This window comes from Streptococcus infantis (assembly GCF_047464415.1).
Lineage (GTDB): Bacteria > Bacillota > Bacilli > Lactobacillales > Streptococcaceae > Streptococcus > Streptococcus infantis_AE.
The window spans coordinates 1-23797 of sequence record NZ_JASHBX010000008.1 but is presented as its reverse complement, the minus strand read 5'-3'; the positions used below and the strand labels follow the sequence as shown (position 1 = coordinate 23797).

23 protein-coding genes are annotated in these 23797 nt (G+C 39.9%); 19 read left to right on the top strand and 4 right to left on the bottom strand.

Annotated features, from left to right (window positions below; translation table 11 throughout):
• The first annotated feature begins 21 nt into the window (after nt 1-21).
• From QM460_RS05890 to QM460_RS05835, 12 genes are all read left to right on the top strand, one after another.
• Nucleotides 22-888, top strand: a complete 867-nt coding sequence (locus QM460_RS05890; RefSeq protein ID WP_223140889.1) for an ABC transporter permease — start codon at nt 22-24, stop codon at nt 886-888.
• Nucleotides 885-1643 carry an ABC transporter ATP-binding protein gene (locus tag QM460_RS05885; protein ID WP_414289523.1) on the top strand — a complete coding sequence of 253 codons (759 nt, stop codon included), beginning with the start codon at nt 885-887 and terminating at the stop codon, nt 1641-1643. The genes QM460_RS05890 and QM460_RS05885 overlap by 4 nt, the downstream gene beginning before the upstream one ends.
• Nucleotides 1644-1805: 162 nt before the next feature.
• Nucleotides 1806-2237, top strand: a complete 432-nt coding sequence (locus QM460_RS05880) for a hypothetical protein (protein WP_414289522.1) — start codon at nt 1806-1808, stop codon at nt 2235-2237.
• Between the two features lie 180 nt (nt 2238-2417).
• A complete protein-coding gene (gene dnaG / locus QM460_RS05875) occupies nt 2418-4178 on the top strand; it encodes a DNA primase (RefSeq protein ID WP_414289521.1) in 1761 nt (586 codons plus the stop codon).
• Between the two features lie 2 nt (nt 4179-4180).
• Entirely contained in the window at nt 4181-5290 is a 1110-nt protein-coding gene (rpoD, locus tag QM460_RS05870) for an RNA polymerase sigma factor RpoD (RefSeq protein WP_000201894.1), read from the top strand.
• 17 nt (nt 5291-5307) lie between these two features.
• Nucleotides 5308-5637, top strand: coding sequence for a metal-sulfur cluster assembly factor (locus QM460_RS05865; RefSeq protein ID WP_000331926.1), 330 nt, complete (start codon nt 5308-5310; stop codon nt 5635-5637).
• Nucleotides 5638-5736: 99 nt separating this feature from the next.
• On the top strand, nt 5737-6789 hold the full coding sequence (locus QM460_RS05860) for a glycosyltransferase family 4 protein (RefSeq protein ID WP_373094809.1): 1053 nt from the start codon (nt 5737-5739) through the stop codon (nt 6787-6789).
• 8 nt (nt 6790-6797) lie between these two features.
• Nucleotides 6798-8114, top strand: a complete 1317-nt coding sequence (locus QM460_RS05855) for a glycosyltransferase family 4 protein (RefSeq protein WP_045763294.1) — start codon at nt 6798-6800, stop codon at nt 8112-8114.
• 26 nt (nt 8115-8140) lie between these two features.
• Nucleotides 8141-8332: a PspC domain-containing protein gene (locus QM460_RS05850; protein ID WP_052689745.1), complete on the top strand. Its 192-nt coding sequence runs from the start codon at nt 8141-8143 to the stop codon at nt 8330-8332.
• 29 nt (nt 8333-8361) lie between these two features.
• Complete coding sequence (locus tag QM460_RS05845; RefSeq protein WP_000863850.1) at nt 8362-8496, top strand: DUF4044 domain-containing protein; 135 nt, start codon at nt 8362-8364, stop codon at nt 8494-8496.
• A gap of 75 nt (nt 8497-8571) precedes the next feature.
• Nucleotides 8572-9882: a GTPase ObgE gene (obgE, locus tag QM460_RS05840; RefSeq protein WP_414289520.1), complete on the top strand. Its 1311-nt coding sequence runs from the start codon at nt 8572-8574 to the stop codon at nt 9880-9882.
• 9 nt (nt 9883-9891) lie between these two features.
• Nucleotides 9892-10056, top strand: coding sequence for a hypothetical protein (locus QM460_RS05835; protein WP_049502767.1), 165 nt, complete (start codon nt 9892-9894; stop codon nt 10054-10056).
• A gap of 35 nt (nt 10057-10091) precedes the next feature.
• Here the strand turns inward: QM460_RS05835 and QM460_RS05830 are convergent, their stop codons facing one another.
• Nucleotides 10092-10562, bottom strand: coding sequence for an arginine repressor (locus tag QM460_RS05830; protein WP_001030117.1), 471 nt, complete (start codon nt 10560-10562; stop codon nt 10092-10094).
• The gene (locus tag QM460_RS05825; RefSeq protein ID WP_414289519.1) at nt 10513-12852 is read right to left on the bottom strand and encodes a Xaa-Pro dipeptidyl-peptidase; all 2340 of its coding nucleotides are present in this window, start codon (nt 12850-12852) and stop codon (nt 10513-10515) included. The genes QM460_RS05830 and QM460_RS05825 overlap by 50 nt, the downstream gene beginning before the upstream one ends.
• Nucleotides 12853-13029: 177 nt before the next feature.
• On the opposite strand from QM460_RS05825, the gene mutY reads away from it, so the two are divergent.
• From mutY to QM460_RS05805, 4 genes are all read left to right on the top strand, one after another.
• Complete coding sequence (gene mutY, locus QM460_RS05820) at nt 13030-14193, top strand: A/G-specific adenine glycosylase (protein ID WP_414289518.1); 1164 nt, start codon at nt 13030-13032, stop codon at nt 14191-14193.
• A gap of 64 nt (nt 14194-14257) precedes the next feature.
• The gene (gene yycF, locus QM460_RS05815; RefSeq protein WP_414289517.1) at nt 14258-14962 is read left to right on the top strand and encodes a response regulator YycF; all 705 of its coding nucleotides are present in this window, start codon (nt 14258-14260) and stop codon (nt 14960-14962) included.
• Complete coding sequence (vicK, locus tag QM460_RS05810; RefSeq protein ID WP_414289516.1) at nt 14955-16304, top strand: cell wall metabolism sensor histidine kinase VicK; 1350 nt, start codon at nt 14955-14957, stop codon at nt 16302-16304. The genes yycF and vicK overlap by 8 nt, the downstream gene beginning before the upstream one ends.
• A gap of 1 nt (nt 16305) precedes the next feature.
• On the top strand, nt 16306-17115 hold the full coding sequence (locus tag QM460_RS05805; protein WP_414289515.1) for an MBL fold metallo-hydrolase: 810 nt from the start codon (nt 16306-16308) through the stop codon (nt 17113-17115).
• A 36-nt stretch (nt 17116-17151) separates the two neighbouring features.
• Here the strand turns inward: QM460_RS05805 and QM460_RS05800 are convergent, their stop codons facing one another.
• Nucleotides 17152-17499 (bottom strand): thiol reductase thioredoxin, encoded by a 348-nt coding sequence (locus QM460_RS05800; protein WP_049508487.1) that lies wholly within the window; start codon nt 17497-17499, stop codon nt 17152-17154.
• Between the two features lie 257 nt (nt 17500-17756).
• Nucleotides 17757-19475: a phospho-sugar mutase gene (locus QM460_RS05795; RefSeq protein ID WP_414289514.1), complete on the bottom strand. Its 1719-nt coding sequence runs from the start codon at nt 19473-19475 to the stop codon at nt 17757-17759.
• Nucleotides 19476-19625: 150 nt separating this feature from the next.
• Here QM460_RS05795 and QM460_RS05790 point away from each other — a divergent pair, with 150 nt between their 5' ends.
• The 3 genes from QM460_RS05790 to QM460_RS05780 all read left to right on the top strand — a co-directional run bounded on the left by QM460_RS05790 (nt 19626) and on the right by QM460_RS05780 (nt 23622).
• Complete coding sequence (locus QM460_RS05790) at nt 19626-21527, top strand: ABC-F family ATP-binding cassette domain-containing protein (protein WP_414289513.1); 1902 nt, start codon at nt 19626-19628, stop codon at nt 21525-21527.
• 1 nt (nt 21528) lies between these two features.
• Nucleotides 21529-22392 carry a MutR family transcriptional regulator gene (locus QM460_RS05785; RefSeq protein ID WP_414289512.1) on the top strand — a complete coding sequence of 288 codons (864 nt, stop codon included), beginning with the start codon at nt 21529-21531 and terminating at the stop codon, nt 22390-22392.
• 75 nt (nt 22393-22467) lie between these two features.
• The gene (locus tag QM460_RS05780) at nt 22468-23622 is read left to right on the top strand and encodes an MFS transporter (RefSeq protein WP_414289511.1); all 1155 of its coding nucleotides are present in this window, start codon (nt 22468-22470) and stop codon (nt 23620-23622) included.
• Nucleotides 23623-23797 lie beyond the last annotated feature (175 nt).

Sequence of the window (23797 nt, the reverse complement as noted above, 5' to 3'; positions counted from 1 at the left end):
AATAAAGGAAACGAATCAAACATGCTAATATCTATTATTTCACAGGGATTGGTCTGGGCTATCCTAGGTTTAGGAATCTTTATGACCTTTCGAATCCTGAACTTTCCAGATATGACTACTGAGGGTTCCTTCCCACTTGGAGGAGCAGTAGCAGTTACTCTCATTACCCAAGGGGTTAATCCTTTTCTTGCGACTTTAGCAGCTGTAGGAGCGGGTTGTCTTGCTGGTTTAGCAGCGGGTCTTCTTTATACGAAAGGGAAGATTCCCACCCTTTTATCAGGAATTTTGGTCATGACTTCTTGTCATTCTATCATGCTCATGATTATGGGACGGGCTAACCTTGGACTCTTAAACACCAAGCAAATCCAAGATGTTCTTCCATTCTCATCTGAGGTTAATCAATTACTGACAGGTTTAATCTTTGTGACTTTGGTTATCCTTCTCATGCTTTTCTTCCTAGATACCAAACTTGGACAGGCCTATATCGCTACAGGGGATAACCCAGACATGGCTCGTAGTTTTGGTATCAATACAGGACGTATGGAGCTTATGGGCTTGGTCTTGTCAAATGGTGTAATCGCACTTGCTGGTGCCCTTATCGCCCAACAAGAAGGCTATGCCGATGTCTCTCGTGGTATCGGTGTTATCGTTGTTGGTCTTGCTAGCTTGATTATCGGTGAAGTCCTCTTCAAGAGTCTTACCCTTGCAGAACGCTTGGTTACCATTGTAGTTGGTTCCATCAGTTATCAATTTTTGGTATGGGGAGTCATTGCTCTCGGCTTTAACACTAGCTACCTCCGTCTATACAGTGCCCTTATCCTAGCAACTTGTCTAGTCATTCCAACTCTTAAGGATAAATACTTGAAAGGAGTCAAGTTAAGTAAATGACAGCAATAGTAGAATTAAGAAATGCCACAAAAATTGTGACAAATGGCTTTGACGAAGAAAAGATTATTCTAAACGATGTTTCACTTGATATTTATGAACATGACTTCATTACAATCTTGGGTGGAAATGGAGCAGGCAAGTCAACCCTCTTTAATAGCATTGCAGGAACTTTACCCTTAACCAGTGGTAGTATTCGCATCATGGGTGAGGATGTGACTCATTTCAGCCCTGAAAAGCGAGCCAAGTACCTCTCGCGTGTTTTCCAAGATCCTAAGATGGGAACTGCACCACGTATGACCGTTGCAGAAAATCTTTTGATTGCTATGTTTCGTGGAGAAAAACGTGGTTTATTTCCAAGAAAACTCTCAGCCTATAAAGAAGAATTTCAAGCAACCATTGAGAAGGTGGGAAATGGTCTAGAAAAACACTTGGATACACCGATTGAATTTTTGTCTGGTGGACAAAGACAGGCCTTGAGCCTCTTGATGGCAACCTTGAAACGTCCAGAGCTCCTTTTACTGGATGAACACACAGCTGCTCTTGACCCTAAAACAAGTGTTGCCTTGATGGAATTGACAAATGACTTTATCAACAAGGACCATCTAACAGCTTTGATGATTACTCACCATATGGAGGATGCCCTCAAGTATGGAAATCGCTTGATTGTTATGAAAGATGGACAAATCATCCAAGATTTGAATAAGGATGAAAAAGCCAAGATGAAAATTTCCGATTACTATCAACTTTTTGAGTAGATAATTTTTAAATCAAGCATCCTTAAAAACTTAGAAGTAGGCTTTTGCTTCTAAGTTTTTTGGTGAATTTTAAATATTACTTTTTTTCCTTTTCGTCAGTTTTACTTTAGAGTATAATCAGTATAAGAATATTAAACTTTGATAGGAGTAGGAGATAAAAAGATGACTTACACACAAGAAGATTTTCAAGAATGGATTTTTCAAATTGGATTTAAGATGGACTATTTTACTAGGGAGTTTGCTGAGGAACAAGGCCTTCATTTAGACTATAGCTTGCATTCTTTGGATGATTTGGAGGCTTGGATCTTGACTCACTACGATGACCACCATGCTTTGATAGCAGACCAAAAGATGTTGGATTATTTGACTGTTTATATCGGTGAAACCTTCCGTAAGCATCTAGGTGGTAAATGGTTTATTGATCTTAAAAATAAAAAGAATGCCTATTATTCTATGCCTGTATTGACCGACCCATCATATAGAGGAGAAGTTTATTTAGCACCTATGACTTTTGCAACGGCTTGTATTAGTAGAAAAGATGGTCAGTATATTAGCAGAATATTGAAAAATAATCTCGAAGATCAAGTGAAATAGGATTTTATTTCTTTTGTTTTTCTTTCAAATATTAGAATGATTTGCTCAGAAGATTCAGTTTTTCATGATAGCTGGAAACTTATGAAATAGTCTCATGTAAAGTGTATGAAATGGTTTACTTTTTTTCAGAAATAAGCTATACTAGTTAGAGTAAACTGTGATAAAATGGAGGTATTGTCTATGGTTGACAAGAGACTCATCGAAGAGATCAAAAACAATACCAATATTGTCGAAATCATAGGAGAAGTGATTTCCTTACAAAAATCCGGACGGAACTTTTTAGGGCTCTGTCCTTTTCATGGTGAAAAGACCCCTTCCTTTAACGTGGTTGAAGATAAGCAATTTTACCACTGCTTTGGATGTGGTCGTTCTGGAGATGTTTTTAAGTTTATTGAGGAGTATCAGCAGGTAACCTTTGCGGATGCAGTGAGGATATTAGCTGAGAGACTTGGGATTCAGATGGCAGCGCCTGTTCAAGGTTCTGTACAGCCTAGGTCGCCCCATCAAAATCTCTACGATATGCATGAGAAAGCCGCTCGTTTTTATCATGCCATTCTCATGACGACTAAGATGGGTGAAGAGGCGAGAAACTATCTCTATAAACGTGGCTTAACAGATGATGTTCTCAAGCATTTTATGATTGGTTTAGCTCCAGCAGAACGCTCTTATCTATATCAGCGTTTAGCAGATGATTATAGTGAGAAGGACTTGCTGGATTCGGGTTTGTTTTATCTATCTGAGAGTAACCAATTTTTTGATACCTTTCATAATCGCATTATGTTTCCTCTTTCAAATGATCAAGGAAAGGTGATTGCCTTTTCTGGTCGTGTATGGCAAGAGACTGATTCTCAAACTGGAAAGTATAAAAATAGTCGAGCGACGGCAATTTTTAACAAAAGTTACGAATTATATCATTTGGAGAGGGTAAAAAAAGGATCGGGCAAGGCTCCTGAAATCTACCTGATGGAAGGGTTTATGGATGTCATCGCGGCTTATCGTGCTGGTATTGAAAATGCAGTTGCTTCTATGGGTACCGCACTGACGAGTGAACATGTGGAACATCTGAAACGCTTTACCAAAAAAGTAATCGTCACCTATGACGGAGATAAGGCTGGGCAAGCTGCCACAGCTAAAGCCTTGGACGAACTTAAAGATATACCTGTCCAAGTAGTCCAGATTCCTGACGCGATGGATCCGGATGAATATTTGCAGAAAAACTCTCCTCAAGACTTGGCTTATCTCTTAACCAATACACGCATTAGTCCTGTTGAGTTTTACATTCATCATTTTAGACCAGAAAACAGTGAAAATCTACAAGCTCAGATTGAATTTATAGAGAAAATTGCTCCCTTAATCGCCAAGGAACCCTCTATCACAGCTCAGAATTCCTACATTCACATTTTGACGGATCACTTGCCATCTTTTGACTATCAGCAAGTCGAACATATTGTCAATGAAAGTCGTGTTAGACAGAGAAAGGAGAAGGTCAAGGAGACCTATAGTCCTAGTCCTATCACTATGTCTGTCTCCAAGCAGCTGACAGCAGTGATGAGAGCGGAGGCTCATATCCTCTATCGAATGATGGAACATCCCTTGGTGCTTAATGACTATCGCTTAAGAGATGACTTTATCTTTGAAACACCAGAGTTTCAGACCTTGTATGGACTCCTGATTGATAATGGAAGTATCTCGTCTGAGGATTTGGCTCATCAGACCAGAGAAGTGGAGAGTGCTTGGTATCAAGTCCTAGCCTTAGATTTGCCACCTGAGATGTCCCCTCACGAGTTAGCCGAAGTGGAAGAGTCTCGAAAAAGAGCTCTTTTGAATCAGGAAAATCTGCAAATTAAAAAGAAAGTTCAGGAAGCTAGCCATGTCGGTGATACAGACACCGCATTAGAAGAGCTAGAACGCTTAATTGCCCAAAAAAGAAGAATGGAGTAAGAATGGCAACAAAACAAAAAGAAGTAACAACCTTTGACGTCCAAGTAGCGGAATTTATTCGCAATCATAAAAAAACTGGTACAGCAACTGATGATGAAATCAATAACGCCCTCGTAATTCCCTTCACTTTAGATGTGGAAGGTATTGAGAATCTTTTGCAACGCATTCAAGATGCTGGTATCTCAATTACGGACAATGAAGGGAATCCTAGTGCGCGTGTTTTGAGCACTGAGGAAGAACCAGAGTTGACTGATGAAGATTTGATCGGTTCAACCTCAGCTAAGGTCAATGACCCAGTCCGTATGTATTTGAAAGAAATCGGGGTTGTTCCTCTGCTTACAAATGAAGAGGAAAAAGAATTGGCTCTTGCTGTTGAAGCGGGTGATATCGAAGCTAAACAACGCCTTGCAGAAGCTAACCTTCGTTTGGTCGTATCTATCGCTAAACGTTATGTCGGACGTGGAATGCAGTTCCTTGACTTGATCCAAGAAGGAAACATGGGCTTGATGAAGGCCGTTGATAAGTTTGACTATTCTAAAGGATTCAAATTCTCAACTTATGCGACATGGTGGATTCGTCAAGCTATCACACGTGCTATTGCTGACCAAGCTCGTACCATCCGTATCCCAGTTCACATGGTGGAAACCATTAACAAGCTTGTTCGTGAACAACGTAATCTTCTTCAAGAGTTGGGACAAGATCCAACTCCTGAACAAATCGCCGAACGCATGGATATGACACCAGACAAGGTCCGTGAAATTCTCAAGATTGCCCAAGAGCCAGTTTCTCTAGAAACACCTATCGGTGAAGAGGACGACAGCCACCTTGGTGATTTTATCGAGGATGAAGTGATTGAAAATCCAGTGGACTACACAACTCGTATCGTTTTGCGTGAACAGTTGGATGAAGTGTTAGACACATTGACTGACCGTGAAGAAAATGTCTTGCGTCTCCGTTTTGGTCTTGATGATGGGAAAATGCGTACCTTGGAAGATGTTGGTAAAGTCTTCAACGTGACTCGTGAGCGTATCCGTCAGATTGAAGCAAAAGCTTTGAGAAAACTTCGCCAGCCAAGTCGAAGCAAACCACTTCGTGATTTCATTGAAGATTAAGTTGAGGGAGAGTGAAGATGGCTTATACAGAAGAGCAAATTGAAAATATCAAAACACGTATTTTGACAGCACTAGAAGAAGTGATTGACCCAGAATTGGGGATTGATATTGTCAATCTAGGCTTGATCTACGAGATTCGTTTTGATGGCGATACAGGTGAGACTGAAATTGATATGACCTTGACAACCATGGGTTGTCCCTTGGCAGATCTTTTAACTGACCAAATCTATGATGCTATGACAGATGTTCCAGAAGTTACTAACGTTGAAGTCAAATTAGTATGGTATCCAGCTTGGACAGTTGAGAAAATGAGTCGTTACGCTCGTATCGCTTTAGGTATCAAGTAAGTATATTATGAAAAGAGAAATAGTGTAGACGCCAGGAATTCCCAGCTTTTATGCTATCTCTCTTTTTATTTGCTGATTTTATTTGAAGAAAATGGTATAATGGTTACTATGGAAAAAGAGAAATTACGCATCAACATGCTAAGTTCAAGTGAAAAAGTGGCAGGCCAAGGTGTGTCTGGCGCTTATCGTGAACTGGTGCAGCTTTTAAAACGAGATGCGAAAGACCAACTGATCGTAACAGAAAATCTTCCAATCGAAGCGGACGTTACTCATTTTCATACGATTGATTTTCCTTATTACCTCTCGACCTTTCAGAAAAAACGTTCTGGACGTAAGATTGGCTATGTTCACTTCTTACCGGATACCTTGGAAGGTAGTTTGAAGATTCCATTCTTCTTAAAGGGGATTGTCAAACGCTATGTATTTTCTTTTTATGACCGTATGGAGCATCTGGTTGTGGTCAATCCGACCTTCATTGAGGATTTGGTTGCTGCTGGAATTCCACGTGAAAAAGTGACCTATATCCCTAACTTTGTCAACAAAGAAAAATGGCATCCACTTCCTATAGAGCAAGTTGAACAACTTCGTAAAGATATGGGAATTGATGAGAATCAGTTTGTAGTAGTTGGTGCAGGTCAGGTTCAGAAGCGTAAAGGAATCGATGATTTTATCACTCTAGCTGAGGAATTACCTGATATCACTTTTATTTGGGCTGGTGGATTCTCTTTTGGGGGAATAACCGATGGTTATGAGCGCTATAAAAAGATTATGGATAATCCTCCTGAAAATCTAATTTTCCCAGGGATTGTAGATCCAGAACGGATGAGAGAACTCTATGCCTTGGCTGATCTTTTCTTGCTTCCAAGTTATAACGAGCTCTTTCCAATGACTATTCTAGAAGCTGCGAGTTGTGAAGCACCCATTATGCTTCGTGATCTAGATCTTTACAAGGTCATTCTTGAAGGGAATTACAGACCAACAAGTGATGTAGAAGAGATGAAAGAGGCTATCTTGGAATATCGCGAGCATCCAGAAGCACTAAAAGAATTAAAAGAAAAGGCTAAGGCCATTTCAAGAGAATATTCAGAAGAGCATCTTCTTGAAATCTGGCTAAAATTCTATCGGGAGCAAGCAGCTTTAGGAAAAAAATGAGGTAGTATATGCGAATTGGATTATTTACAGATACTTATTTCCCGCAGGTCTCGGGTGTTGCGACCAGTATTCGAACCTTAAAAACAGAACTTGAAAAGCAAGGACATGCCGTCTTTATCTTTACAACAACAGACAAGGATGTTAATCGTTATGAAGACTGGCAGATTATTCGTATCCCTAGTGTTCCTTTCTTTGCCTTTAAAGATCGTCGTTTCGCCTATCGTGGATTTACGAAAGCTCTTGAGATAGCAAAACAATACAAGCTGGATATTATTCATACACAGACTGAATTTTCTCTTGGTTTATTAGGGATTTGGATAGCGCGTGAGTTGAAAATCCCTGTTATACATACCTATCATACCCAGTACGAGGATTATGTTCACTATATCGCTAAAGGGATGTTGATTCGTCCAGGTATGGTCAAGTATCTTGTGAGAGGCTTCCTTCATGATGTTGATGGAGTGATCTGTCCAAGTGAAATTGTGCGAGACCTTCTATCAGATTATAAGGTCAAAGTTGAAAAACGAGTTATTCCTACAGGGATTGAGCTAGCCAAATTTGAACGACCTGAGATTGGACCAGAACATATCGCAGACTTACGGGTTAAACTAGGTATTAAGGAAGATGAAAAGATGCTTCTTAGCCTTTCACGTGTCTCTTACGAGAAGAATATTCAAGCTGTTCTGGCTGCATTTCCAGATGTTCTAAAAGAAGAGCAAAATGTTAAATTAGTCGTAGCTGGAGATGGTCCTTATCTGGAAAATCTCAAGGAGCAAGCATCAGATTTACAGATTCAAGATTCTGTTATCTTTACTGGTATGATTGCACCAAGTGAGACAGCGCTCTATTATAAGGCGGCTGACTTCTTTATCTCAGCTTCAACTAGTGAAACTCAAGGCTTGACCTATCTTGAAAGTCTTGCAAGTAAGACTCCGGTAATAGCTCATGGAAATCCCTATCTTGATAACCTCATCAATCATAAAATGTTTGGAACGCTTTATTATGAAGAGAGAGATCTAGCAGGGGCTATTTTAGAAGCTTTAATTGCAACTCCAAAGATGGATGAGAAACTTTTGGCTGAAAAATTGTATGAAATTTCAGCTGAGAATTTTGCTAAGAGAGTGCATGAATTCTATCTAGATGTTATTATTTCAAATAATTTTGAAAAAGAATTGACTGCAGATGAACCTGTTACGAAACGTATTTTAAAGACGGTATTTTATATACCGCAACAAGCAGTTTCCATGCCGGTCAAGGGTTCAAGACGTATGTTGAAAGCTTCTAGAAAACAGTTGAGTCATTTAAGAAAATATTTGAACGATTAATCGAATCAAAGAAAGGAAATAAAAATATGAAAAAGAAATTTATGAGAAGTGGTAGAGATCAAAAAATCGGTGGTGTATGCGCTGGTTTAGCTAATTATTTTGATATTGACCCTACAATTGTACGTGTGATTTGGGGAGTTCTAGCTTTCTGTTATGGTGCTGGACTTATTGCTTACTTAATTTTGTGGGCAATCGCTCCTGTATCTGATGAATATTAAGATTAGAGTATTATAGTAAAGGAGAAAAAATGGCATTTGGTGATAATGGGAAACGTAAAAAAACTTTCTTTGAAAAACTAACGATGTTTGTCGTATTAATCATGTTATTTGTAACCTTAGCAGGTATCTTTGCTACAGCTATCGGTGTATTTAGCAGATTTTAAAATGCTAGATTTTCTAGCAAGTTGTAATAGTTGGTGACTGGGATTTCCCAGCCCTTTTTAGAGTGAGAAAAGAATATGAGTATGTTTTTAGATACAGCCAAGATCAAGGTCAAGGCTGGAAATGGTGGCGATGGGATGGTTGCCTTTCGCCGTGAAAAATACGTCCCTAATGGCGGTCCATGGGGAGGTGATGGAGGTCGTGGTGGTAACGTTGTCTTTGTTGTAGATGAAGGTTTACGTACCTTGATGGACTTCCGTTACAATCGTCATTTCAAAGCCCAATCGGGTGAAAAAGGGATGACCAAAGGAATGCACGGACGCGGGGCAGAGGACTTGATTGTCCGAGTACCTCAAGGTACAACTGTGCGTGATGCAGAAACTGGAAAAGTTATCACTGACTTGATTGAGCACGGCCAAGAGTTTATCGTTGCTCACGGTGGTCGAGGTGGCCGTGGGAATATCCGTTTTGCGACACCCAAAAATCCTGCTCCAGAGATCTCTGAGAATGGAGAACCTGGTCAGGAGCGCGAATTACAGTTAGAACTTAAAATCCTTGCGGATGTTGGTTTGGTTGGCTTCCCTTCAGTTGGTAAATCAACTCTGCTCAGCGTAATTACCTCTGCAAAACCTAAAATTGGTGCCTACCATTTTACAACAATCGTTCCTAACCTTGGTATGGTCCGTACTCAATCAGGTGAGTCCTTTGCAGTGGCGGACCTTCCTGGTTTGATTGAAGGAGCAAGTCAAGGTGTGGGTTTGGGAACTCAGTTCCTTCGCCATATTGAGCGTACTCGCGTTATCCTTCACATCATCGATATGTCAGCTAGTGAAGGACGTGATCCTTACGAAGATTATCTAGCTATTAACAAAGAGTTGGAATCTTATAACCTTCGTCTGATGGAGCGTCCACAAATTATTGTTGCTAATAAGATGGATATGCCAGAAAGCAAAGAAAATCTTGAAGAATTCAAGAAAAAAATGGCGGCTAACTATGATGAGTTCGAGGATTTACCAGCCATCTTCCCAATATCAGGTTTGACAAAACAAGGTTTAGCACCTTTATTGGATGCAACGGCTGAACTTCTTGATAAGACTCCAGAATTCCTTCTTTATGATGAGTCAGAAATGGAAGAAGAAGTTTATTATGGCTTTGATGAAGAAGAAAAACCATTTGAAATTAGTCGTGATGATGATGCAACATGGGTACTTTCAGGTGAAAAACTCATCAAACTCTTTAACATGACTAACTTTGATCGTGATGAGTCTGTTATGAAATTTGCACGTCAGTTGCGAGGTATGGGAGTCGATGAAGCTCTCCGCGCCCGTGGTGCCAAGGATGGAGATTTGGTTCGTATCGGTAAGTTTGAGTTTGAATTTGTAGACTAGGAGATAGCGATGGGAGATAAACCGATATCTTTCCGAGATGCTGATGGAAATTTTGTTTCTGCAGCAGATGTCTGGAATGAGAAGAAGTTAGAAGAATTATTTAATCGCCTCAATCCAAATCGTGCTTTGAGACTAGCAAGAACTAAAAAGCAAGCTGAAAATAACAAATCATAAAATAAACCCGTGATGATTATCATCACGGGATTTTGTTAGCGATCAAAAAATAGAGGTGGTGCAAACTGTTTGAGGCGCTCAAAGCAAGATTGAGCTTGTTCCTTATCCTCGCAGATAACCAAACAGACATCATTTCCACAGATAGTAGCTACAATTTCAGGGAAGTTTAGGGCATCCAAGATGGATCCGAAGGACTGTGCTAATCCTGGATAGGTTTTGATGACAACCTGGTGTTGGACAGGTTGCATCATGTAGAGGGCTTCCTCCATATACACTTCTAGCCGTTTTTCCCACTTGGATGTAGAGCCAGTGTTGATTGAATAATAAGAGTGTTCACCTTCACGAATCTTAGAAAGATTCATCAGATTGATGTCTCTTGAAAGTGTTGCTTGTGTGACTTGTACTCCGTTTTCAATCAGTAGTTCTTGTAATTCAGTTTGGGTATGAATTTTTTGTTTAGTGATTAGGGCTCGGATGAGCTGGTGTCTTTGCTCGGCTTTGTTCATCTACAGTTACCTCCCTTTGAAAAGGTATCTCAAGATTGGACTGTGCAAGGTCGACAGTCAAGTGATAGTCTGTATTGTCACGTACAGTAATCTCAAAGTCTGTTGTGTAAAGAACGAGACGTACTGTATCGCCTTCTTTTAGTTTGTAAATAGTTGGTTGGAGTTCAAATTGAAATTCCATCCATTCATCAGGCTTAACTTCCTCAATTTTCAATAAATCATAACGGTTTTGAAGATTGAGATAGCCTTTGGTGATAACACGTTGAGCGTTTGGGCTAAATGGTAGCTCGCAAAGGTTTTCTAGCATATGGTAACGGCCATTATCAATAGTACGAGCAGACAAGACTCCTGGATACGGTTGAAGATATTTCTTTTGACCAAGTTCGAGAAGTTGGACAGAAAGTAGTCCTTTATTAGTGCTTGACTTGAGACGAAGATTTAGTTTAACACGCCCATTAAGATGAAGTTCTTCTGTCACTGGCAGGTCAATCGTAACTTGATTGACTTTCCCTTGATAGAGTTCATTGTTAAAGGTTTGGTAAGTTTTTCCAAATCGTTCAAAGTCTGAGCCTTGATAGTGGTTTTGAATGACAGCTTCTTCAGTACCTAATGTGAAAGTTTTTTGGTCAGTTTGATTTCCGAAATCATCTAATGTCATCCATGTTTGAGGAGCTGTATTGTCTTGCCAAACGACTCTTGGAAGTTGGTAGTCAGTGCTTTGACCCAATAATTTCTGTGTCAAAAGGGCATTCATGGATTCACGGAAATCAATAGACTGCCAGTTGTTCATATAAACATGGGCGCCGTTATGGTAAAAGAGGTGTTTATTAATATGACTTGGAAGAGCATTGAACATTTGATAGACGTGAAGTGGTTTTACATTCCAGTCTTGCGAACCGTGGGTAAAGACAACTTCAGCCTTAACTTTTTCAGCATTAAGAAGGTAGTTTCTATCATGCCAAAATTGGTTATAATCACCAGTTTTACGGTCTAGATTTTTCTTCAGTTCTTCTATAGAATCTTTATGAGCCTCGTTTCCACGAATATAGTCACCAGCTAAGAGATTACGAGAATAAGTTAATTCATCTAATGAATCGAAGTCTTCCCCTGGATAGCCACCAGGGCTTGTTACCAGACCATTTTCTCGGTAATAGTTGTACCAAGAAGAAATACCGGCTTCAGCAATGATGACCTCTAAACCATCAACTCCTGTAGTAGCAAGACCATTAGACATTGTTCCTAGATAAGAAAGACCAGTAGTTGCTACCTTACCGTTGGACCAGTTAGCCTTGACTTGACGTTCACGACTATGGTCTGTAAAGGCACGACAACGGCCATTGAGCCAATCAATGACATTTTTATAGGCTTCAACTTGTCGGTAGTCACCATTAGTCATCTGACCTTGAGAATCCTTTGTACCAAGACCAGATACGTAGATATTTGCAAATCCTCTTGGAAGGAAGTAGTCGTTAAGTGTGTAACTGCTATTGATATGAGTCAGTTTTTCTTCGGCTTCTGGAACGAGTTCTGCTTGGCCAACTGGTTCAACAAAACTAATACTTGGTTCTTCTAAGCTAATCTCGTGAGGTTCTTTGACTGCTAATTCACCTTCCATTTTGTAGAGGGCCTTATCACTAGCCTTGTCATTAGTTCCCTGGTGGTATGGACTTGCCGTCATAACAGCTGGAATTTTGCCATGGTAAGACGGACGGATGATGTTGACTTTGACGAGGTCAGGTAGGCCATCATTATCAGAATCAATACGACTCTCTACATAAACAACTTCACGAATAACATTGTTTGCAGAGAAGGTTGCCAAGCTCTTGCCATTGAAGTAGTGGTAATCATTGTCCTCAGGGATAAGACCATCGCTAACCAATTGATCGATCAAGGTATTTCCCTTTTTAGTGCGCGTGTTAAGGAGTTGATAGAGATTGTCAATCAAATCTCCGTATACAATAGGGAATGCCGTTTCTTTATGAAAAGCAAGACAATCTTCAAAGTCTGTCAAGTAACTGAAACCAAGCAACTGAAAGGCAACAGTATAGAAAATTTCTGCAGTTAATTCACGATCAGAATTGAAGAAAGTGAGCAGATCAGTTTCTTTATCAACCGCTAAAGTTGAGAGGGGATAATCCGTATTTTTGTAATTGAAAAAACAAGTTCTAACAAAAGCTTCAAACAGTTCTTTATCAGAATTTGATTGGTCAAGCTTGAATCCAAGGTTGGATAATTCCTGTAAAGCTTCTTGCTGGCTTACAGGATAGTAACTGAATTGATTAAAACGCATAGATGCCTCCTTTGAAGAATCATTAAATTTATTATATCAAAAAAGAAGGGAAAATGATAGGATCAGCTGGTTTGGAAAGGCTAAATTGCTAATTTTCTAATAGAGTTTAAGAGAATGTTTTATCTGGCCTTATCTTGATTTTTTGAGTATCCTAAAAGGTTATGCTATACTAGAAATATGTTAGATTTGGAGAAATATGGTGTGACCATGTGGGAAGAGGACAAGATTCTCTCTTTCCGTCAAAAATTATTAGCTTGGTATGACGAAAACAAGCGGGATTTACCTTGGAGACGGAGTAAGAATCCTTATCATATCTGGGTATCTGAAATTATGTTGCAGCAGACTCGAGTTGATACCGTCATTCCCTATTATGAACGTTTTTTAGACTGGTTTCCGACCGTAGAAAGCTTAGCAAATGCTCCTGAGGAGCGCTTATTAAAAGCCTGGGAAGGACTTGGCTATTATTCTCGTGTTCGCAATATGCAAACAGCCGCTCAACAGATTATGAGTGAATTTGAAGGCAAGTTCCCGTCAACTTATGAAGGCATTTCAAGCTTAAAAGGGATTGGTCCTTATACTGCTGGTGCAATTTCTAGTATTGCTTTTAATCTTCCCCAGCCTGCAGTAGATGGCAATGTCATGCGTGTTTTGGCACGATTATTTGAAGTCAATCATGATATTGGAAATCCTAGTAATCGTAAAATATTTCAAGCCATGATGGAAGTTCTGATTGATCCAGATCGTCCAGGTGATTTCAATCAGGCTTTGATGGATTTAGGTTCAGATATTGAGGCTCCTGTCAATCCTAGACCTCAAGAGAGTCCAGTTAAGGAATTTAGCGCAGCCTATCTGCACGGGACTATGGATCGCTATCCTATCAAGGCGCCCAAGAAAAAGCCAATTCCTATTTATCTAAAGGCTCTTGTGGTGCAAAATAGTCAGGGGCAGTTCCTTTTGGAAAAGAATGAGAGTGAAAAACTCTTGGCTGGATTTTGGCATTTTCCCTTGATTGAAGTTGATGAATTCTCAGACCAAACTCAAGACTTGGACCTTTTCAGTCAGGTTTCTGAACCAATTCTAGAACTGGGACCATCTCCACAGGAAAGTTTTGAACAAGACTATGATTTAGAAGTTGATTGGCATGACCTACGATTTGAAGAGATCAAACATGTTTTTAGCCATCGTAAATGGCATATCCAGATAATTGCAGGACAAGTTACTGAGACACAGGAATATGCTGATAGAGAAGTCCTTTGGTTAAGTCCAGAAGAATTAATCAATTATCCTCTAGCCAAACCCCAGCAAAAAATCTGGCAAGCCTATTTGAAAAGAAGCCACTAGCATCGGTCTTTCGTGTTTTCTTTACATTTTTTTGGTATAATGAGATAAGGAAAAAGGTGACTAAATGAAAAAAATACTTATTGTAGATGATGAAAAACCCATCTCAGATATTATTAAATTCAATATGACCAAGGAGGGTTATGAAGTTGTAACTGCTTTTAATGGTCGTGAAGCACTTGAGCAATTTGAAGCTGAGCAACCAGATATTATTATCTTGGATTTGATGCTTCCTGAGATTGATGGACTTGAAGTTGCTAAAACCATTCGTAAGACAAGTAGTGTTCCTATTATCATGCTTTCAGCTAAAGACAGTGAGTTTGATAAGGTTATTGGTCTTGAACTTGGGGCGGATGACTATGTGACTAAGCCATTTTCAAATCGTGAACTCCAAGCACGTGTTAAAGCCTTACTTCGCCGTACGGAGTTAGTTTCTGGTGATAACCAAGAGCCTGAAACGAAACTTCAAAGTCTGCAAATCGGTGACTTGGAGATTCTCCCAGATGCTTATGTCGCTAAGAAATATGGAGAGGAGCTAGAGTTGACTCACCGTGAGTTTGAGCTCTTGTATCACCTAGCGTCACATATTGGTCAAGTGATCACCCGTGAGCACCTCCTTGAGACTGTTTGGGGGTATGACTACTTTGGGGATGTCCGTACAGTAGACGTAACCATTCGACGCTTGCGTGAGAAGATTGAAGATACACCAAGTAGACCTGAATACATCCTAACTCGTCGTGGAGTAGGATATTACATGAGAAATAATGATTGAAGTAATTAAACAAACAATTTTGACGAGTGACTTTATCTTTATCCTCATCCTAATTGGCTTTATTATGCTGGTTACTTTTCTCTTACTGGAAAGTCGTCGCGATAATATTCGCCTAAAACAGCTAAATCAGAAGGTCAAGGATTTGATTGCTGGTGATTATTCTCAGGTTTTGGATATGCAGGGAAGTTCAGAGATTACCAATATCACCAACAATCTTAATGATTTGTCTGAAGTAATCCGTCTGACTCAGGAAAATCTCGAACAAGAGAGTAAAAGGTTGCATAGTATCCTGTCCTATATGACTGACGGAGTACTTGCGACCAATCGTCGTGGCCAGATCACTATGATCAATGATATGGCCAAGAGACAACTAGGCATTGAAAGTGATGATGCTCTTAATCAAAATATCCTAGAATTACTCAAAATTGAAGAAGAGTATGAACTGAGAGACCTCATTACCCAAAGTCCTGAGTTGATGATTTATTCGCAGAATCTTAATGGCGAGTATATCAGTTTGCGCGTGCGCTTTGCCTTGATTCGGAGGGAGTCTGGCTTTATCTCTGGTCTAGTAGCAGTCTTACATGATACGACTGAACAAGAGAAAGAAGAGCGTGAGAGAAGGCTTTTCGTTTCGAACGTTAGTCATGAATTGCGTACACCTTTGACCAGTGTAAAATCCTACCTTGAGGCCTTGGATGAGGGAGCCCTAACAGAACCAGTTGCTCCAGATTTTATCAAGGTTTCTCTGGATGAAACCAACCGTATGATGCGGATGGTGACGGACCTCTTGCACCTCTCACGGATTGATAATGAGACCAGTCACTTGGATGTTGAGTTGATTAACTTTACTGCCTTTATCACTTTTATTCTCAATCGTTTTGATAAGATGAAAAGTCAGGATGAGGAGAAGAAGTACGAGTTGGTGAGAGATTATCCGATTAACTCTGTTTGGATTGAGATTGATACGGATAAGATGACCCAGGTGATTGACAATATCCTGAATAATGCTATCAAGTATTCACCAGATGGTGGAAAAATCACTGTAAGCATGAAGACTACAGATGATCAGATGATTTTATCAATTTCGGACCAAGGGCTTGGGATTCCTAAAGAAGATCTACCAAAGATTTTTGACCGTTTTTATCGTGTTGACAAGGCAAGAAGTCGTGCTCAGGGTGGAACAGGACTAGGATTGGCTATCGCCAAGGAAATCATCAAGCAACATAAGGGCTTTATCTGGGCCAAGAGTGAATATGGCAAGGGCTCTACTTTTACCATCGTACTTCCATACGATAAAGATGCCGTGAAAGAAGAGATTTGGGAGGATGAACTAGAAGACTAGAATGAGTGATATCGGTTTTAAATACAGTATTTTAGCATCGGGTTCCAGTGGAAATTCATTTTACTTGGAAACACCAAAAAAGAAAATTTTAGTAGATGCGGGACTTTCTGGCAAAAAAATTACAAGCCTTTTGAGTGAAATCAATCGTAAACCAGAGGATTTGGATGCTATCTTGATAACCCATGAGCATTCAGATCATATCCACGGTGTGGGGATTCTTGCTCGCAAGTACGGCATGGATCTTTATGCCAATGAGAAAACTTGGCAGGCTATGGAAAATAGTAAGTATCTTGGTAAGGTTGACTCATCGCAAAAGCATATTTTCGAGATGGGAAAAACTAAAACCTTTGGCGACATCGATATCGAGAGTTTCGGTGTGAGTCATGATGCAGTGGCGCCCCAGTTTTATCGTTTTATGAAGGATGATAAGAGCTTTGTTATGCTGACGGATACGGGCTATGTTAGTGACCGTATGGCTGGCATTGTCGAGAACGCAGATGGCTATCTAATCGAGTCAAATCATGATGTGGAAATCCTGCGAGCAGGATCTTACGCATGGCGACTCAAACAACGCATCCTGTCTGACCTTGGTCACCTCTCAAACGAGGATGGAGCAGACGCCATGATTCGCACACTAGGTAATCGTACCAAGAAGATTTACCTAGGCCATTTGTCCAAGGAAAATAATATCAAAGAGCTGGCCCACATGACCATGGTTAATCAGTTAGCTCAAGCAGATCTTGGAGTTGGAGTAGACTTTCAAGTTTACGATACTTCACCAGACACTGCAACACCATTGACGGAGATATAAAAAAGAAGGCACAAGCCTTCTTTTTTATAGACTATTTTACAAGCCAGCAAATTCTTTGATTTCTTGAGCTGACATTGAAGAGTCGCAACGGACATTGATTTGTCCATTTGCAACATGGACGAATCCTGGTACAGTAGGGATTTCATAGCGTGAGCGGAAGTCTTGTAAAGCTTCAAGTTGACTTGGTTCTTCGCTATTGATGAAGTAGATGTGCGCTTTGGTTTCAGCTACTACACCAGCCAATGTACCAGCAAATTTACGGCAGTAAGGACAAGTTTTGCGTCCGATAAAGAAAGTTGCAGTTTCTTGCTTGTCAAGTGCTTCTTGAGCACGCGCTACAGTTGTAACTTCAAGATCTTTGATGTTTTCTAAAAATTGTTCCATGAGATTAGCTCGCTTTCATTGATATGTCTAGTATGCCATAAAGTTTCTAAAATTGCTCAGTTTTGATACGCGAATAGATGGTGGTGCAGAAAGCAGTAGACTAAGTCTGATTTTCTAGTCCTATATTTCTATATCTTTAAAGAAATAGCAACTAAAGTTCTGGTCAAAAGAGATAGAAGAAGACATAAATTACAGTCAGCTTTTACTTTATCATCAAAAATAAAGGTCAGGATTTTTCCCGACCTTTAAATAGTTTTTTATTTTACAAAGGCATTGATTTCAGCTTCGATGTTAGCAATCTTAGCTTGTGAATCTTCGTTGCTTTCACCAACAACTGCAATGTAGAACTTGATTTTTGGTTCAGTACCTGAAGGGCGAACTGCAATCCATGATCCATCAGCAAGTGTGTATTTCAATACATCACTTGGAGGAGTAGTTAAAGCTGTAACTGTTCCATCAGCGGCAGTAGATGTTTGTGCTTTAAAGTCTTCAACGACAGTGATAGTTGTTGCATTCCATTCTTTTGGTGCATTGTTGCGGAATTTAGCCATAATTGCTTTGATTTGTTCAGCACCGTCAACACCAGAGAGGGTAACAGAGATTGTCTTTTCAGCATAGTAGCCGTACTCTTTGTAGATTTCTTCGATACCATCTGCAAGAGTCAAACCACGTGAACGGTAGTAAGCTGCAAGTTCAGCAACAACAAGAACAGCTTGGATAGCGTCTTTATCACGCACGAATGGTTTAATCAAGTAACCGAAGCTTTCTTCAAATCCCATCATGTAAGTGTGATTGTGTTTTTCTTCGAATTCTTGAATTTTTTCAGCGATAAATTTGAAACCAGTCAAGACGTTGAACATAGTTGCGCCGTAGCTTTTAGCAATCTTCGTTACCAAGTCAGTTGATACGATAGATTTGCAAAGGGCTGCATTTTCTGGAAGTGTACCAGCATTTTTGTGAGCTTCCAAGATGTACTTAGCCATGATGGCACCGATTTGGTTACCTGAAAGGTTAAGGTAGCTTCCGTCTTTTTGAAGGACTTCAACACCGACACGGTCAGCGTCAGGGTCAGTTGCAACAAGAACATCAGCCCCTACTTGGCGACCAAGTTCTTCTGCAAGAGCAAAGGCTGCTTGGTTTTCTGGGTTTGGAGATTTAACAGTTGAGAAGTCTGGGTCTGGAGTTGCTTGAGCTTCAACTACTTGAACAGAGTCAAATCCTGCTTGAGCAAGAGCACGACGAGCCAACATTTCACCAGTACCGTGAAGAGGAGTGTAGACAATCTTCATGTCCTTACCAAACTCTTCAATCAAAGCTGGGTTGATGTTCACATCTTTAACTTCTTTGAGGTATTCGGTATCGACTGCTTCGCCAATAACTTCAATCAAACCAGATGCTTTTTCAGCTTCTACATCAGCAACTTCAACAGCAAATGGATTTTCGATAGCACGGATGTAAGTTGTCAAAGCATCAGCATCGTGTGGAGGCATTTGACCACCGTCTTCTCCGTAAACCTTGTAACCATTAAAAGGAGCAGGGTTGTGGCTAGCAGTAATCATGATACCTGCGAAGCAGTTGAGGTGACGAACAGCAAATGAAAGTTCTGGTGTTGGACGGAGACTTTCAAAAACATAAGATTTAATACCGTGTTTAGCAAGAACTGCTGCAGATTCAAAGGCAAATTCTGGAGAGAAGTGACGGCTATCATAAGCGATGGCTACACCACGTTCTTTTTCGTTTCCACCTTTTGACTCAATCAAACGAGCCAAACCTTCGGTTGCTTGACGAACAACGTAGATATTAATGCGGTTAGTACCAGCACCAATCAGTCCACGCATACCAGCAGTACCAAATTCAAGATTGGTATAGAATGCGTCTTCTTTAGTTTTCTCGTCCATGTTTTCCAAATCTTGACGAAGGTAATCTGGAAGTTCTGCGAAATCAAGCCATTTTTGGTAGTTTTCTTGATAAGCCATAGGAAATCTCCTTTAATATATAATCTAATCGCTTACATTATACCACGATTTGAAGTTTTAGTAAAACGTTAGCGTGAGTTTCTGAAAAGTTATGAATAGAGCTAAACAACAAGTCTTGAATGGCTTACCGAAACATGCTATACTAACTGTATGATTATTTTACAAGCTAATAAAATTGAACGTTCTTTTGCAGGAGAGGTTCTTTTTGATAATATAAACCTACAAGTAGATGAAAGAGACCGTATTGCCCTCGTTGGGAAAAATGGTGCTGGGAAGTCTACTTTGCTCAAGATATTGGTTGGAGAAGAGGAGCCAACCACTGGTGAAATCAATAAGAAAAAAGATATTTCCCTCTCATATCTAGCACAGGATAGCCGTTTTGAGTCTGAGAACACCATTTACGATGAAATGCTACATGTATTTGATGACTTGCGTCGTACTGAAAGACAACTTCGCCAGATGGAGTTGGAGATGGGGGAAAAGACTGGAGCAGAACTAGATAAACTCATGTCTGACTATGATCGCCTATCAGAAAATTTTCGTCAGGCTGGAGGATTTACCTATGAAGCCGATATTCGTGCTATCTTAAATGGCTTCAAGTTTGACGAGTCTATGTGGCAGATGAAAATTGCAGAGTTATCTGGTGGTCAAAATACTCGTCTAGCGCTAGCCAAAATGCTTCTTGAAAAACCTAATCTCTTGGTCTTGGATGAGCCGACTAACCACCTAGATATTGAAACCATTGCCTGGTTAGAAAACTATTTAGTAAATTATAGTGGTGCCCTCATTATCGTCAGTCATGACCGTTATTTCCTCGATAAGGTTGCAACCATAACACTTGACTTAACCAAGCATTCTTTGGACAGATATGTAGGAAACTACTCGAGCTTTGTGGAGCAGAAGGAGCAAAAACTCGCAACTGAAGCTAAGAACTATGAAAAACAACAGAAGGAAATTGCTGCCTTAGAAGACTTTGTCAATCGAAATCTTGTTCGAGCATCGACAACCAAACGAGCGCAATCCCGACGCAAGCAACTGGAGAAAATGGAGCGCTTGGACAAGCCTGAAGCTGGCAAGAAATCAGCTAATATGACCTTCCATTCTGATAGAGTATCTGGTAATGTCGTTTTGACAGTTGAAAATGCTGCTATCGGCTATGATGGTGAAATCTTATCAGAACCCATCAGCCTTGATCTTCGTAAGATGAACGCTATTGCCATTGTTGGTCCAAACGGCATTGGTAAGTCAACCTTTATTAAGTCTATTGTGGACCAGATTCCCTTTATCAAGGGTGAAAAGCGCTTTGGTGCTAATGTTGAGGTTGGTTACTATGACCAGACTCAGAGCAAGTTGACACCGAGCAATACGGTCTTAGACGAACTCTGGAATGATTTTAAATTAACCCCTGAAGTTGAAATCCGTAATCGCCTAGGTGCCTTCCTTTTTTCTGGTGACGATGTTAAGAAATCAGTTGGAATGCTGTCAGGTGGTGAACGAGCGCGTTTGCTTCTGGCTAAACTTTCCATGGAAAACAATAACTTCTTGATCCTCGATGAGCCGACAAACCACTTAGACATCGATAGCAAGGAAGTCTTGGAAAATGCCCTGATTGACTTTGATGGGACTCTTCTATTTGTCAGCCATGACCGTTACTTTATTAATCGTGTAGCCACTCATGTTCTAGAATTATCTGAAAATGGCTCAACTCTTTATCTAGGTGATTATGACTATTATGTTGATAAAAAAGCAGAGCTAGCAGCTAGCCAAGCAGAAGAAGCGGCAGCTGTTAGCCAAGAAAAAGAGGCTTCTCCAGTTAATGACTACCAAGCCCAAAAGGAAAGTCAAAAAGAACTTCGTAAGTTAATGAGACAAATTGAAAATCTTGAGACAGAAATCGAAGAACTGGAAACTCAAGCCCAAGCTATCTCTGAACAAATGCATACCACCAATGATGCAGATGAACTCATGCAATTACAAGCAGAACTGGATAAAATTAGCCATCGTCAAGAAGAAGCAATGCTAGAGTGGGAAGAATTATCGGAGCAGGTGTAAGATGGAAAATCTTGGAAAAGTTTTTCGTGCATTTCGAATCAGTAAAAATTACTCTCTAAAAGAAGCTGCAGGAGAGGCCTGTTCAACCTCCCAATTATCTCGCTTTGAATTGGGGGAGTCGGATCTGACTGCATCTCGTTTCTTTGAAATATTAGATAATATTCATGTGACGATTGAGAATTTTATGGATAAGACTAGAAATTTTCAACATCATGAGCATGTTGGCTTGATGGCTCAGATTATTCCACTTTACTACTCAAATGATATTGCAGGTTTTCAAAAACTTCAAGAAGAACAACTTGAAAAGGCTAAGAGTTCAACAAATCCCCTCTATTTTGAGCTGAACTGGATTTTGTTACAAGGTCTGATTTGTCAAAGAGATGCTAGCTTCACTATGAAGCAAGGTGATCTGGATAAGGTGGCAGATTATCTTTTCCAAACGGATGAATGGACCATGTATGAGTTGATTCTATTTGGTAATCTCTATAGCTTCTATGATGTTGACTATGTTTCTCGACTTGGTAGAGAAGTGATGGAGAGGGAAGAATTTTATCAAGAAATTGGTCGCCATCGAAAACTGGTCTTGATTTTAGCTCTTAATTGTTACCAGCATTGTTTAGAACATCTTGCTTTTGAAAATGCCAGCTACTTTGAAGCTTATATAGTGAAGATCATAGGTAAGAGCATCAAACTCTATGAGCGTAATGTTTTCCACTATCTTAAAGGATTCTCTCTTTATCAGAAGGGGCAAAAAGAAGAAGGTTGTAAACAAATGCAGGAAGCAATGCATATTTTTGATGTGCTAGGTCTTCCGGAGCAGGTAGCTTACTATCAGGAACATTACGATAAATTTGTAAAAAATTAATTTCCCAAATAAGGGAAAAATGAGAAACTCCTTCAAGTTTTGATACAATAGTTTCAAAATTTGAGAGGAGTTTTTATGAATCGATATGCAGTACAGTTGATTAGTCGTGGAGCTATTAACAAACTAGGAAATATGCTCTATGATTATGGGAATAGTGTTTGGTTGGCATCGATGGGAACGATTGGGCAAACCGTTCTAGGGATTTATCAGATTTCTGAGTTGGTGACAGCTATACTAGCTAATCCATTTGGAGGCGTGATTTCAGACCGTTTTTCCCGTCGCAAGATTTTGATGACAACAGACTTGGTTTGTGGGATTCTCTGTCTGGTCATTTCTTTTATCAGAAATGATAACTGGATGATTGGAGCTTTGATCTTTGCTAATATTGTCCAGGCCATTGCCTTTGCTTTTTCTCGGCCTGCCAATAAAGCTATTATCACAGAGGTGGTAGCAAAGGACGAGATAGTGACCTATAACTCTCGCTTGGAGTTAGTTTTACAGGTTGTAGGAGTCAGTTCTCCGGTGCTTTCTTTCCTTGTTTTACAATTTGCTAGTCTCCATCTGACGCTCTTATTAGATGCTTTGACTTTTTTCATCGCTTTTGCCCTAGTCGCTTTACTTCCCAAAGAAGAACCAAAGGTTCAAGAGCAGAAGAGTTTTACAGGGAAAGATATTTTTGCAGATATCAAAGATGGTTTACACTATATCTGGCATCAAAAAGAAATTTTCTTTCTCTTGTTAGTGGCTTCCAGTGTGAATTTCTTTTTTGCAGCTTTTGAGTTTTTGCTCCCTTTTTCAAATAAACTTTATGGTGTAGACGGAGCCTATGCAACTATCTTAACCATGGGTGCAATTGGCTCAATCATCGGAGCATTGATTGCAAATAAATTTAAATCCAGTATGAATACACTTTTGTTCTTATTGATCCTCACAGGAGTAGGAGTTTTCATGATGGGACTGCCACTGCCTAATTTTCTCACTTTTTCAGGAAACCTAGTTTGTGAATTATTTATGACAATTTTTAATATTCACTTCTTTACACAAGTACAGACCAAGGTTGACGGAGACTATCTGGGGAGGGTATTGAGTACCATTTTTACACTAGCGATTCTCTTTATGCCGATTGCGAAAGGGTTAATGACCTTTCTACCGAGTGTCCATTTAGCTTCCTTTTTAATTATCGGTCTTGGAGTTATTTTTCTTTCTTTAGTATCAATGTTCTATATTTGAAGGCAAGGGTAACACAGAAAAAAAGCAACGGCGCCGTTGCTTTTTTTGTTATGTGACTTTCAGTCCGTCTCGCTCCGTTAGGTGCGAGACAAATAAACCACCCGCTATGCGGGTGCGCGTCGAAGGTTATACCAAAAAAACTCCAAACGCGATACAATAAAGGTGTTCAAGCCAA